At 60.7% G+C, this 12,958-nt stretch carries 9 protein-coding genes and 1 pseudogene; 1 reads left to right on the forward strand and 9 read right to left on the reverse strand.

From position 1 onward, the window contains the following. Positions 1-973: 973 nt before the first annotated feature. From FRZ40_RS25230 to FRZ40_RS25275, 8 genes and pseudogenes are all read right to left on the reverse strand, one after another. Positions 974-2,446, reverse strand: a complete 1,473-nt coding sequence (locus FRZ40_RS25230; RefSeq protein WP_147236782.1) for an MDR family MFS transporter — start codon at positions 2,444-2,446, stop codon at positions 974-976. A gap of 489 nt (positions 2,447-2,935) precedes the next feature. After that, positions 2,936-3,277 carry an L-rhamnose mutarotase gene (locus tag FRZ40_RS25240; RefSeq protein WP_028366667.1) on the reverse strand — a complete coding sequence of 114 codons (342 nt, stop codon included), beginning with the start codon at positions 3,275-3,277 and terminating at the stop codon, positions 2,936-2,938. A gap of 113 nt (positions 3,278-3,390) precedes the next feature. After that, positions 3,391-4,551: a mannitol dehydrogenase family protein gene (locus tag FRZ40_RS25245; RefSeq protein ID WP_147235952.1), complete on the reverse strand. Its 1,161-nt coding sequence runs from the start codon at positions 4,549-4,551 to the stop codon at positions 3,391-3,393. 24 nt (positions 4,552-4,575) lie between these two features. After that, a complete protein-coding gene (locus FRZ40_RS25250; protein WP_147235953.1) occupies positions 4,576-5,583 on the reverse strand; it encodes a zinc-binding alcohol dehydrogenase family protein in 1,008 nt (335 codons plus the stop codon). A gap of 147 nt (positions 5,584-5,730) precedes the next feature. Further along, entirely contained in the window at positions 5,731-6,747 is a 1,017-nt protein-coding gene (locus tag FRZ40_RS25260) for an aldo/keto reductase (RefSeq protein WP_147235954.1), read from the reverse strand. A 66-nt stretch (positions 6,748-6,813) separates the two neighbouring features. Then, a complete protein-coding gene (locus FRZ40_RS25265; RefSeq protein ID WP_147235955.1) occupies positions 6,814-7,761 on the reverse strand; it encodes an ABC transporter substrate-binding protein in 948 nt (315 codons plus the stop codon). Positions 7,762-7,801: 40 nt separating this feature from the next. Then, the gene (locus FRZ40_RS25270) at positions 7,802-8,833 is read right to left on the reverse strand and encodes an ABC transporter permease (protein ID WP_028366672.1); all 1,032 of its coding nucleotides are present in this window, start codon (positions 8,831-8,833) and stop codon (positions 7,802-7,804) included. Beyond that, positions 8,826-10,369: pseudogene (locus FRZ40_RS25275) on the reverse strand (sugar ABC transporter ATP-binding protein). The gene FRZ40_RS25270 and the pseudogene FRZ40_RS25275 overlap by 8 nt, the downstream one beginning before the upstream one ends. 260 nt (positions 10,370-10,629) lie before the next feature. Here FRZ40_RS25275 and FRZ40_RS25280 point away from each other — a divergent pair. Continuing rightward, positions 10,630-11,331 carry a FadR/GntR family transcriptional regulator gene (locus FRZ40_RS25280; RefSeq protein WP_028366674.1) on the forward strand — a complete coding sequence of 234 codons (702 nt, stop codon included), beginning with the start codon at positions 10,630-10,632 and terminating at the stop codon, positions 11,329-11,331. A 164-nt stretch (positions 11,332-11,495) separates the two neighbouring features. Here FRZ40_RS25280 and FRZ40_RS25285 read toward each other — a convergent pair whose 3' ends face one another. Then, positions 11,496-12,743, reverse strand: coding sequence for an MFS transporter (locus FRZ40_RS25285; protein ID WP_193567040.1), 1,248 nt, complete (start codon positions 12,741-12,743; stop codon positions 11,496-11,498). Between the last annotated feature and the right edge of the window lie 215 nt (positions 12,744-12,958).

Below are 12,958 nucleotides of genomic sequence, written 5' to 3' on the forward strand. Positions count from 1 at the left end.
GACGGAGGTCGGCACGCGCGAAATTTGCCGGGCGCGTGTCAACAGACAATGGCGCGCGATCTGGCTGCTCAGCGGTTTATTCGCGGTGCGGTGCTGTTCGACGGTTACGTTCGTTTCGTGTTGCATATGCACTACCTCGGTAAGCCGGGTGTTCGCGGTGCGGTGTGTTGCTCGCGATGGGCGTATTTGAGCGCGCGAACGTATCGCGCTCATGTCCGAATGTTGGTCGTGTGTAAGCGTGCGTATCCGTATCTGCCGTTGTAGATACGTTGAGATACAAAAGCGATGACGGGAGAACTTTATTAATTCATTGCAGCGCTGAAGGGGCGGCGCGGTAACGTCTGTGCAAAGCACGCCTTGGTCCGACTTCAGGCTGACGTGGATATGGATGGTGACTGGCCGTTGCCGCGCCCGACCGCGCTTTTCAAGGTGCGTCAACGGCCTGACGCATCATCCGGTACGCTTTGGCTAGCGCCGTATCCTCGCTGTCACGGATCGCAACGCGAAGCGCAGCGCAGCGCAGCGAGGTAACGATAGCCGCTCGCTGCGATCGTGGCCAGCAGTTCGTCGATCCCTGCAAAATGTCGCGACGTGAGCACACGCGGACATCGTTGAGCTAGTCCGGGATACCAGCCGTTGGAAGCACAACAACGCGATCGCCTGCAACGGGTCGCACTGGGCACTTGTTGGCGACAATACGATTCCGTTCAACTGCCCCACCTGTGGAGGCTCGTGATCCACGAATACGACCTTTCGGTAATCTTGCCGCGACTCAGCGGTCCCCTTCGCTAAATACTCGACGCCGAACTCGTTGTCCCGGCCACCCGCTGATGTTTCTGTCTAACAGCAAAAGATCGCGTAATGCCCAGGCGACTACAGCGAAGAACTTAAGATTGTGGATGCCGGAACCGTTGCATTGGATGTGCAACCGGTTGCCGGCGCTCCGTGTGTGAGTGGAACGATCAAGCCTTTCTCAACGCTGAGGCGCTTCACCGTTTCTGGCCGCAGCAACGGCAGGGACGAGAACCGCGAAGACGACGATTGTCACTGCGACGATAAAGAGTCCAACAAACGTCAGATGAACCGATTGATGCAACGCCAGCCGAATGGCGGCAAAGCTGTCCATGCTGCCGGGTGCTGACTCGATCACCTTGCGCAGTTGATCGGAAGTGACGACGCCAAGTGTCTTCGAGTGAGCCAGCCCATAGTTGAGCAAGGCGCCGAAGACGGTCGCGCCGAGTGTGCTTCCAAGGTTGCGTGAGAACAGGTTTGAGGCGGTAGCGCTGCCGCGTTGCGACTTGTCGACCTGCTCCTGGATGAGGACGAGCGACGTGACGCTGAGCGCGCCCATTCCGAAGCCCATCACCAGCGATCCGATCCCGGCCAGTAACGGCGCGCTATGAGGGGTCAACGAGACGAAGATCATCGCGCCAACCGGGATCACCGCGCTTCCACCGATCAGCAGCTTGCGCAGATCGAACCGGTGAAAGGAGCGGGCGGAAAGCGTGGCGCCCAGCGGCCACCCCACCATGACCATCGTTAGCGCAAAGCCTGCAACCATCGGCGTGCGATGCAGCACACCCTGAACATACATCGGCAGGAAGGTTGTCAGCCCCATCAAGGCCATGCCGGAGAAAGCCGTCGCGAGGTTGGTCATCGCGATGGGACGATGCCCCCACAGGCTGAACGAAATCATCGGGTCGGGGCTACGCCGCTCCTGCCAGACAAACAGCGCTGCGCTTGCGATGAACACGCTGCCGCTGAGCATCGCGTGCGTATAGTCCGCTGTACTCAGGCTCGTCAGGCCGATCATGAGCGCGGCGATGGCGACGGTGAAGAGGACTGCACCGCCGATATCGATCGACGGCCGAGCGTCTCTTTCCTTTTCATGCAGGAACAGGACAAAGCCTGCGGCTGAAATCAATCCGACGGGGATGTTGATCCAGAAGATCCACGCCCACGCGAAGTCGCGGACAATAAAGCCGCCGATCATCGGCCCGAGGACCGCCGCCGTCGCCCACACGCTAGCCAGATAGCCCTGCACCTTGCCACGCTCTTTGGCTGGGTAGAGGTCACCGACGATGGTCAGCGTGACCGGTTGTATCGAACCGGCGCCGATGCCCTGAATGAGTCTGAAGACGATCATCGCAGGCATTGACCATGCGAAGCCGGCCAGCACCGATCCGACCAGAAAAATGGCAATGCCGGCCAGCATGATGCGCTTGCGACCAAAGATATCCGCAAGCTTGCCAAAGACCACCGTCATGGCGGTCTGGGTCAGCAAAAACGACGAGAAAACCCAGCTATATAAATGCAGTCCACCGAGTTTCGTCACGATCTGCGGCATCGCGGTCGAGACGATTGTCGCTTCGATGGCGACCATCGCCAGCGAGGCCATCACGGCGGCGATGACAAGTGGCCTGGATGTCTCCGATCTGGAAGACAGGTTGACTGGCATTGTGTTCATGATATCCCTGCTGAAATGGCGACAGCTCAGGACAATGATCCGCGCGTCACCGAAATCGATAGACTCGGCAAGCCGCCTATCCCAAATGAGCGGGAATACCCGGATGGCCTGGGTTCAACTGTAGGGCCGCGCTACCCGTTTTTCACTGCCCGAAAAAGTCGAAAATATGCTCAGGCGGCTCAAACGGATATTTCCCGGCTGAGAAGTGTCGGTGCGCGTGCCGTCATGCCTGTTCCGCAGGCGCTTCCTCGAGGCACTTGCGCAGGCACACCGGTGTGGCCGATTGCAGTTCTTCGGTGAGCATGCCGAACTCGCCGACCCGGTTGTCTCCCCGAAGAAATCCCCGTCGAAACGGTGGACAGGTGCATCCTGGGATCGGCTCAGAAGGCCCCGGACAGGTCTCTCTGACGGCACGGCGTCCAGACTCGGCTCGCCCGCGCCACGCATTTGATCCTCGGCCAATGCCGCTTATGGCTGTCGACGCAAGTCAAATATCGGCTGCATCTGAATCCATTTTTCGCCCGCTGGCGTCCACGGCGTGGCGGCCTGGAATTTCCACATTAATTCCTCCCACGCGCGAATCACCGGGTTCAATTGAGCCGCTCGGGACATCTTGTCGTTGTCGAAGACGACATCGTCTGTGTCCATTACCATGGTCAGCCGCGTTCCGAGTCGGAAAATTTCCATGCCTACTACGCCGTGTTCGCGCAGATGCTGCAGCACTTCAGGCCACACGTGGCGATGATGCTCTTCGTAGCTTTCGATAAGCGCCGGATCGTCTTTCAGGTCCAGTGCAAGGCAAAACCGCATAGCGACTCCGCGTCAGGAACAGGTCAAAAAGTTGGTGCGGCTGAAGATGTGTCCAGTCCGCTGCCCATGCGCAAGGCACGATTGTCACTGGACAATGACGACCACTCGATCTCTCAAGATGCGTCGGCCTTTTGCGTCGATGGTGTCGCTCCGTGCCGTGCGAGTGTATCGCGCAGGCGCGTCTGACGAGGCGGGACGGACAATGAATCAGCCAGCTCGATCAGCGGCAGGATTCGCCGGCGGACTTTCTCAGGATGGTTGTTGGCAATGTCCGCGATGCGATGGCGAAGGTATGGATTGAGAAAGCGTTCGCGCACGCTCGCGGCATACTGCTCCGCGCGAGTGCGCAGCCCCAGCGCATTGAAGACAGGCAATACTTCTTCCTCCCACACGGCTTCGATGCCGTCGCGCATTGCCGCGTCGTTCATCGCTTCGACGACGGTCTCGGTGGAACTTCGTCGCTGCGCGAGCCACTGATCGGCGAGCCAGGTATGTCCGAGGTTCAGAAAAAAAAGCTTCAGTTGCTCATAACTGCGCAGGTTGTCTGTCACGACGATATTCTCATGCGTACAGGGCAGTTCCATGCCCGCCCGTCGCTCGATTGCCCACAGCGCATAAGGTTCCGCGACTGCGCCCACCGGCTCGATCGGTTCGGATACGATCCGGTCGACCAGCGAATTGACCCAGACGCATCGCTGCGACAGATACGTGATGAATGAAGCAGGCTGTCCCCATCGTTCGGCCAGGCCAATGACCAGATCACGCAGCGTGTCCCCGTTGCTAGCGATAAGTTCGCAGGGGAAGACCGATACGCCTGAGTCCGGCCGTTCGCGCCACCGCGCATGAAGGAGGGCGGCCAGCTTCGCGGGATAGCTATGGGGTACACGTGCGTCGGGCGCGAGAAGGGCAGAGGAATCACGAGGATCGAGGCAGTAGCCCGCGTCGCCGGTGTTCGAGACGATGACGCGCACATCGTGAATCACGGCATGCCGGATCTTCGCCCAGTCGCGATCGGCAATCCACGCTGCACGTATGGCGCGGCCGTGAACGACCTTATCCACGATTGTGCCGCGCTCCCGTCCACGAATCTTCACAGGATAGCTGTCCGTCTGGCTCAATGCGGTGACGCGCGTGCGGCTTGAAGGGTTGTTGGTGGTCTGCACTACGCTGATGCCACCGATTGCGTCGCCCCGCTGAAGAGCCTCCGAAATGAACAGAGCGACGTGTGCCAGGAGAAACCGGCTGGTGCCGAATTGAAGAATGGGTTCACTCATCTCGAACGATTCCAGCGGATTCGGTTAGCACTCGACCAGCGCCTTGACGACGGTGCGTCCAGGCTCAAGCAGCTTCGGGAACTCGGTGGGAACATCGGACAGACTCATCCGGTGCGTATTGAGAGCCTTGTCGGGGATGCGGCCGGCTCGCATCGCTTCGAGCACTGTCTCGAAGTCTTCCGCCGTCGCGTTCCGGCTTCCGAGCAGGGTCGCTTCGCGTTTATGGAATTCAGGATCGGAGAACGTGATCTCGCCCGGCACGATCGAGATCAGCACGTACTTGCCGCCGTGTGCGATGAAGGCGAAACCCCGATTCATCGCCTTGATGTTGCCTGTCGCGTCAAATACGACGTCGAAGAACTCGCCGTCGGTGAGCGCCGACAGATCCTCGACGTCATTCGATCCCGCCTGAACCGTGGAAACCGCGAAATGCTCCCGACAGAACGCCAGACGATCGGCGCGCGTGTCCAGGCAGGTCACACTGGCACCACGCAGATTCGCGAACAGCATGGCTGCCATGCCGATCGGCCCCGCCCCGACGACCAGAATCCGTTGCCCGGCTGAAACATCGGCACGCCTTACCGCGTGAGCGCCGATAGCGAGAAATTCGAGCATTGCGGCCTGATCCAGCGTCACGCCTTCGGCCCGATGCACGAACTGCGCGGGTACCGACAGGTATTCGGTCAATGCGCCATCGCTATGCACACCGAGCACCCTGATGTTGACGCAGCAGTTCGTTTTGCCCTGCCTGCAGGCGATGCAGTGTCCGCATGACAGGTAGGGCATCACGTAGACCGTATCGCCGGATGTCACGTGTGCGCCGGGATCGGCCTCGACGACCGTCGCCGACAGCTCGTGCCCCATGACGCGCGGATATTGCAGGTATGGCTGGTTGCCCGAGTAGATGTGCATGTCCGTGCCGCAAATGCCGACACGGCGCACGCGCAACAGAACCTCGCCGTCCGCGCGGACTGGCAGTTCGCGGTCTTCGTGGCGCAGCACGCCGGGCGATTCGCAAATGACGCTAAGCATTATGGCTTCCTCGTTATTGAGCGTGTCGATCGCCGGACGGCTGATCGATTCTATGGAAATGACATGCATTGCCGCCGAAAACACGGGCGTGCGCTTCGGTGCGCTGGAAGTCGTCGCAGCATGGCTGATGGGCTTCGATTCGCAGCGTCACGCGCACACTCCCGGGACGGGCGCCGACGGGTCAATCAGCCCCTCCACCGTCAGCGCCTCCCAGAGTTCCGGCGGAACGGGCGTTTCGAGCCACGCGAGGTTTTTCTGCAACTGCTCGATGCTGCGCGCACCGATTACGCAGGATATAACTGCCGGATGGGCCAGCGGAAACTGGAGTGCGACGGCGCCGAGGGGCACCTCGAAGCGGGCGCATAGGTCGGCGAGGCGGCCAACCTTCCGGGTGACTTCGGATGGCGCATCTGCGTAATTGAACTTTCCGTTTCCGACCAGTACGCCCGAGTTGAAGACACCCCCGGCGACGATCCTCACGTCGTTGCGCATGCACCGATCCAGCAACGGAGAGAGTGCTTCCTGTTCAAGAAGGGTGTACCGGCCAGCCAGCAGGATAAGGTCGAGATCCGCCTCTTGCATCGCGTCGGCAGCAACTTGCCATTCGTTCACACCGAGCCCGATCGCGGAAATGGCGTGCGAGTCGCGCAGTTCGGCGAGTGCCCGGAAGCCGCCTCCGCGTGTCAGCTGTTCCCAGTAGCGGGAATGCCGGTCGCCGTGCGTAGCGACACCAATGTCGTGTACATAGAGAACGTCGATTGCCGGCATTCCGAGACGCTGCTGGCTATCCTCGTACGAGCGCATGATGCCGTCGAACGTATAGTCGAAGCGAGGCCGGAACGGCAGGGGTTGCGCCCACCCGTCGTCGCCCGCCTGAACGGTGTCGTCGGGCCGCATGAGCCGCCCGACCTTGGTGCTGAGTGCGTAACGCGCGCGATCGCGCGTTTGCAGCGCTTGTCCGACTCGCCGTTCAGAGAGGGTATAGCCGTAGAACGGCGCAGTATCGAAATAGCGGATGCCGGCGTCCCACGCCCAGTCCACGAGTGCGTTGGCCTCTTCGGCTGACATCGGCTTGTAGAGTCCGCCCAGTTGCGAGCAGCCCAGGCCGACTGTGGTCACCGTCAATCCGTTTCGTGGTAGCGCGTGCGTCGCAATGGCTTTCATGGAGGCGATATCTGGATGAGAAGGAAAGCGCCTGGCGGACGGCCAAAGGCTGTCCGCCAGCGTTCATCAGTAGAGAACGTTCTTGGCCTCAGACGAGTCGAGGTTCTGCTTTTCGACCATCATGACGCCCGTGTCGACCTGCTTCGACACGGATTTGTGCTCGATCACACTGACGAGCGTCTGAATGCCCTTGTACCCCATCTGGTACGAGCTCTGGACCGCGATGGCCTGGATCGTGCCGTCGCGAACGAAGCCTTGCAGGTCCTGGTTTCCGTCGAAGCCGATCGCGACAACCTTTCCGCCTTTGCCGGATTGCTGGAGGGCGCGTCCCATCCCTACGGCAGTCGGCTCATTGGCGCCAAAAATTCCCTTGAGGTCGGGATTGGCCGACAGGACATCGGTGGTCTGGTTCAGAGCGTTCGCCATCTGCGACTGCGAATAGAACGGTCCGACTACCTGCAACTTCGAATGGGCGGCGATGTACTTGCGAAAGCCACCCACGCGACCGACTTCCGAGCCCGCGCCCGGCACATACGACATGATCGCCACCTTGCCGTTCTGTCCGACACGGTCGATCATCGCTTTTGCACACAGTTCACCGGCTTTCGCGTTGTCGGTCGACAGGAATGACTGATAGTACTGCTTACCTGAATCGGATACCGATGAGTCGATGAGCACCACGGGAATATGGGCTTCCCACGCTTTCTTCATCGCCGGGACGAGGGCATCCGGGTCCGACGGCGCGAGTACGATGCCGGCGACATGCCGGTTCACCGCGTTCTCGACCATGTTGACTTCGTCTGCGATAGCGGACTCGGCCGCGGGCCCCTGGAAGGTCATCGTGTAGCCCTTCGACTCGGCCATGGCGGCCGTCGCGCCTTTCTGGACGTTCTGCCAGTAATTGGAGTTGGCCGTTTTCACGATGACGGCAATTTCACCGCCCGCAGCCTGCGCGTACGCGCTGAACATCGCACACGTCATGGCGGCCGCGGCCAGCATGGATACCTTTTTCATGTCTCGCTCCTCGATTGTGGTCTGGGACTTCGTCTTTCGATTACAACTTCCGGTTTCGGAGTTGATCGATCCATACAGTGCCGAGAATGACGACACCGATGATGATTTGCTGGATGAAGCTGGATACGCCGTTCATATTCAGGCCGTTGCGCAGCACGCCGATCACGAACGCGCCAATCGCCGTGCCGGAGATCGTGCCGACACCACCCATCAGCGACGTGCCACCGATGACGGCGCTGGCAATGGCGTCGAGTTCGTACATCACCCCTTCGTTCGGCTGCGCCGTCACGAGGCGCGACATCAGCACACAGCCGGTGGCGCCCGCAAGCAGTCCGGAAAGAACGTAGGTGAACAGCTTGACGCCCTGTACGTTGACACCGGACAGTCGCGCAGCTTCCGCGTTCGACCCGACTGCGTAGATGTGACGGCCCAGAGATGTTCGCGACAACAGAACAGAGACGGCCACAAACAGGACCACCATGATGACCACTGGATAAGGAATGCCAGGGAAGACCGTGTCAGGGAAACCATCGGCACCCACGTGGGAGATCTTGAAAAGGGCGCCGTTGCCCAGTTCGCCGAACGCGTCGCCTAGCCCCGAGACCGGTCTTGCACCGGTTATCTGCAGGGCGAGTCCGCGCGCGACCAGCATCATGCCGAGGGTTGCGATGAATGGAGGCAAACCCATACGCGTGACGCAGATGCCATTGACCCATCCGCACGCGGCCCCGACGAGCATGCCGCCGAGCATGGCGACGGGAACGGGGACACCTGCCTTGACGAGAAGGGCCGCCGCCACCCCGGCTAGCGCCAGCACGGACCCGACCGACAGGTCGATTCCGCCCGTGATGATGACGCACGTTGCCGCGACGCCGAGATAGGCAATCGAGGTGACCTGGAGTGCGACGGTCATCGCGTTGCTGACGGAGAAGAACGCGGCGCTGGTCAATGAAAACGCGACGACAAGTACAACAAGGCTACCCAATGCGGCGAATTTCTGGATGAGATCGCGGCGCCGCTGTCGGGCTTGCCTTTCGACGGCCTGCGTGGCTCCTGATGAAATTTCAAGCATGACTTCTCCCTGATGCATGGTGCAGGATCTCCTCCTGGCTGGTCTGGCGGGTCTCGAGGACTGCGGTGATACGTCCTTCGTGAAAGACGGCAATGCGATCCGTCATGCCAAGCAACTCGGGCAGTTCGGAACTGATCAGGACGACGCCGACACCGTCTGACGCAAGCCGGTCCATCAGGCCATAAATCGCGTATTTCGCGCCGACATCGATGCCCCGGGTCGGTTCGTCAAAGAACAGGATGCGCGAGCCGCGGTATAACCATTTGCTGATCACGATCTTCTGCTGGTTTCCGCCGGAGAGATTCTTCGCAATCTGCCGGACGGTAGGCGTGCGGATACCAAGCTCCCGCACATAGCGCCCGGCGACCGCCGCTTCCTCGGAGAAACGCAGAAAGCCGCGCGAGGAGATGGCCCCACATTGGCGAGCGTGATGTTTGCCGAAACCGGCATGGAGAGCGCGAGGCCATCCTTCTTGCGGTCTTCGGACAGGTAGGCGATCCCGTGGCGGATCGCTTCGCGTGGGGAGCCGATCGACACAGGTGTGTCGCCTAGCAGGATCGAACCGGAGTCGGGCCGCTCGGCGCCGAAGATCGCGCGCGCGACTTCGGTACGACCTGCGCCCATCAGGCCTGCGAAGCCAAGAATTTCGCCCTTGCGCAGTTCGAACGAAAGAGGGCCGAACGTGCCTGTACGTTGCAGATCGCGCACGCGTAGCAGGATCTCGTCGGTAGGCGTGGACTGGCGCGGCGGATAGGCGTCGTCGAGTGGGCGTCCCACCATGCGAGCCACGATCTCGTTGACGCTTGTCGATGCGAAATGGCTTGTCGCAATGTGTCGTCCATCGCGCAGCACCGTGACGCGGTCCACGATTTCAGCCATCTCGTCCAGTCGGTGCGAGATATAAAGAATCGCCACTCCGTCGGCGCGTAGTTCCCTGATGATCCGGAACAGGTGGACCGTTTCCGATTCGGTCAGCGAGGACGTGGGCTCGTCCATGATCAGCACGCGCGCATCCAGCGAGAGCGCCTTCGCAATCTCTACCATCTGCTGCTGCGCGATCGAGAGTGCGCCGACCAGTGTCCCCGGCGTCACGTTCAGCCCGATGCGTTGCAGACAATGCCGTGCATTGGCGTTAAGCGTGCGGTAGTCAACGAACGGTCCGCGTTTGGGTTCACGCGCAAGGTAGATGTTTTCCGCGACGGACAGATGCGGAACAAGATTCAACTCCTGATGGATGATCGCGATGCCGGCCGCCTGCGCCTCAGACGTCGAAGAAAACTGTACTGGCGTGCCTCGGTAGTACAGGGTGCCTTCATCCGCACGGTACTGACCGCTGATGATCTTCATCAGCGTGGATTTTCCGGCGCCGTTCTCTCCACAGATGGCATGAACTTCCCCCGCGCGTAGATCGAGATCAATGCCGTCGAGCGCAACGACGCCGGGGAAGCGCTTGCCCACACCCCGGAGTCGCAATACTTCTTCCTCCGCAGGCGGGTCGAATGAAACAGGAGTTCCGCAATGCGACGTCTCACCTATCAATCTCGCCTCCAGATCGTTAAGGGCGTCGGCGCTAGCCGATGCCCGCAAGCGGGAAAATTGGCCTGTCCAATTGGTAGCGAATTAAAGCCCGGAAGCGCGTATTTGGTCAAGCCAATATAGTTATTTGCGCACTGTTCTTGCCAATAAGGAATACCCTGGTAAGGCGCGCGGCCCACGCCAGCAAGCCTGAGCAGCCCGCGTGCTAGACTGCTGTCGCGGTCCGCTCATGCGGACGACCGACAGGAACGCGCGTAAAAATGAAGCAAACTGAACCCAAGCGGCTTTACCAATCCGTTGCGATGCAGATTCTTGCGCTGATTCGTCAGGGAGGGATGTCGCCGGGAGCGCGTCTGCCACCGGAGCGGGAACTCGCGAATACGTTGGGCGTATCGCGACCTTCATTGCGGGAGGCGTTGATCGCGCTGGAGATCGGCGGGCAGGTCGAGATACGGATCGGCTCAGGCGTCTATGTGAGCGAGCAGCCGGAGAGCGGCGAGAATGTCGTGCCGCCGCTTGGAGAAAGCCCTTCCGAACTGATGCAAGCCAGGGCGGCGATCGAAGGGACCGTGATTGTGCTGGCCACCGGCAAGTTCTCGGCGGCCGCGCTCGACCGCCTGGCCCGCACCGTGGAGCGCATGAAAAAGTTGGCGGCGGCGGGGAAATCGCCCATCGACGCTGACCGCCAGTTCCACATGCTGATTGCCGAAACCGCCGGCAACTCGGTTCTGAGCCGCTTCGTGGCGGAAATGTTCGACAGCCGGCACGATCCAATTGCCGCGGCGATTCGTGGTCACTCGGAGAGCACGGTGACCTGGTCAGCCGCCGTACGGGAACACGAGGAAATTCTCAAGGCGTTACAGCTGGCCGATCCCATTGCGGCGCAAACGGCGATGCGGGCGCACCTGAAGGCATCGGAGGACCGCTGGATCGCCGGGGCCCTGCAGCAGGGCCCAAATTGATTATCCGATGGCTCGGCCTTTCGCAAAAAAGGCCCGGGCAGGCGGCCGATTCGCTGGTGTGCCCGCAACGTCCAGGAAAGCGAACGGCGCATTGACTGAGTGGAGGACCGGTTGCTCCGCTTCAACGCCGGCCTGCCCGTCCTCAACCGTTCGTCGCAAGCTGCTTACTGACGCGCGGCAACCTGCACGCGCTCGCCTGGGCGGCTTCGCGCCGACGCGATCGACATGCCCAGGCCAAGCAGCGTCAGGCAAACGACGGGCACCAGCATCGGGGCGCTCGCGTTGCCTGCGACCTTTCCGATGTAAGGCATCAGGTTCTGCGCAAAGAAGCCGCCAAGATTGCCGATCGAATTGATCGCCGCGATGCTCGCTGCAGCACGGGCGCCTGTGAAGTATCGCGGGGGCAGCGACCAGAAGCACGGATAGAGCAGCGGAATGCATGCGCCGCCCAGCACGAGCGCGGCAAATTGCAGGGGCAACCCCGGCAGCACGAGACTGAGCGCGAAGCCGATCACGCCGACGCCTGCCACCATCGCCATCGCCTTGAGTACCACGCCCTCGCGTTTCAGCTTCGCGGGCAGCCACAGCAGAAGCAGCGCCGAGAGCATCCACGGAATCATGTTGAGCAGCCCGTTGAGCGACGAATGCGAGACGCCGCCACTTTTCAGCAGCGTCGGCAACCAGTACGTCACGCCGTAGAGCGAGGTGGACATCAGCATGTAGCCGCATGCGAACATCAACACGCGTTTATCGACGAGCGCGCGCCACGGATGCCCGGCGTCCGCTTGTGCCGGCGCCTCGCGCCGCAGCGCCGCGATCATCAGGGTTTTCTCTTCGTTCGACAGGAACGGGGCGCGTTCGACAGACTCAGGCAGAAAGCGCAACGCAACGAGTGCAACGAGGACGGCAGGCATCCCCGTTGCCACGAACACCCATTGCCAGCCGGCGAGACCAAGATTGCCGTCCAGCGACAACAGCAGGCCGCCCGCGAGTGAGCCGAGCATGTTGGCGAGCGCACTGCCGAGGGTGAAGAAGCCGAGCATGCGCGTGCGATGACTCTGCGGAAACCAGAGCGTCAGATAGAAGATCACGCCCGGATAGAAGCCCGCTTCGGCGACACCCAGTGCGAACCGGAACACATAGAAGAGTCCCGTTGAATGCGTGAATGCCATCGCCACGGTAATGGCGCCCCAGGTCGCCATGATGCGCGCGAGCCACAGGCGCGCGCCGAAACGATGGAGCGCAAGCGTGCTCGGTACCTCGAACAGCAGGTAGCCGATAAAAAAGAGCGACGCGCCCAGGCCATATGACGCTTCCGACATCCCCAGCGCATGCACCATCTGCAGCTTGGCAAAGCCGACGTTCTGCCGGTCGATAAAGGCGATCAGGAACATCACGATCAAAAGCGGCATGAGCTGCCAGGCGATCTTCTTCACGACAGCCTGCTCGGCAATCAGGGTTGGGCTCACAATCAATCTCCGTTCAAAAATTCATATATATGTTTAGTTGAATCTGCTTTCGCGGCAATGAGTACAAACCCGTTTGCCCCTAAAAAAAGACAATGTACGGGTTACTACTAATCTGTCATCCGCTTGGATTATGAAATCATATATATGAATTTGATGGA

This window comes from Paraburkholderia azotifigens (genome assembly GCF_007995085.1).
GTDB lineage: Bacteria > Pseudomonadota > Gammaproteobacteria > Burkholderiales > Burkholderiaceae > Paraburkholderia > Paraburkholderia azotifigens.

Bases quoted from the DNA above. Each gene is read 5' to 3' on its own strand.
- FRZ40_RS25265 (WP_147235955.1), bottom strand. From the start codon at position 7,761: ATGAAAAAGGTATCCATGCTGGCCGCGGCCGCCATGACGTGTGCGATG.
- FRZ40_RS25245 (WP_147235952.1), bottom strand. From the start codon at position 4,551: ATGAGTGAACCCATTCTTCAATTCGGCACCAGCCGGTTTCTCCTGGCA.
- FRZ40_RS25285 (WP_193567040.1), bottom strand. From the start codon at position 12,743: ATGCCGCTTTTGATCGTGATGTTCCTGATCGCCTTTATCGACCGGCAG.
- FRZ40_RS25250 (WP_147235953.1), bottom strand. From the start codon at position 5,583: ATGCTTAGCGTCATTTGCGAATCGCCCGGCGTGCTGCGCCACGAAGAC.
- FRZ40_RS25260 (WP_147235954.1), bottom strand. From the start codon at position 6,747: ATGAAAGCCATTGCGACGCACGCGCTACCACGAAACGGATTGACGGTG.
- FRZ40_RS25280 (WP_028366674.1), top strand. From the start codon at position 10,630: ATGAAGCAAACTGAACCCAAGCGGCTTTACCAATCCGTTGCGATGCAG.
- FRZ40_RS25270 (WP_028366672.1), bottom strand. From the start codon at position 8,833: ATGCTTGAAATTTCATCAGGAGCCACGCAGGCCGTCGAAAGGCAAGCC.
- FRZ40_RS25240 (WP_028366667.1), bottom strand. From the start codon at position 3,277: ATGCGGTTTTGCCTTGCACTGGACCTGAAAGACGATCCGGCGCTTATC.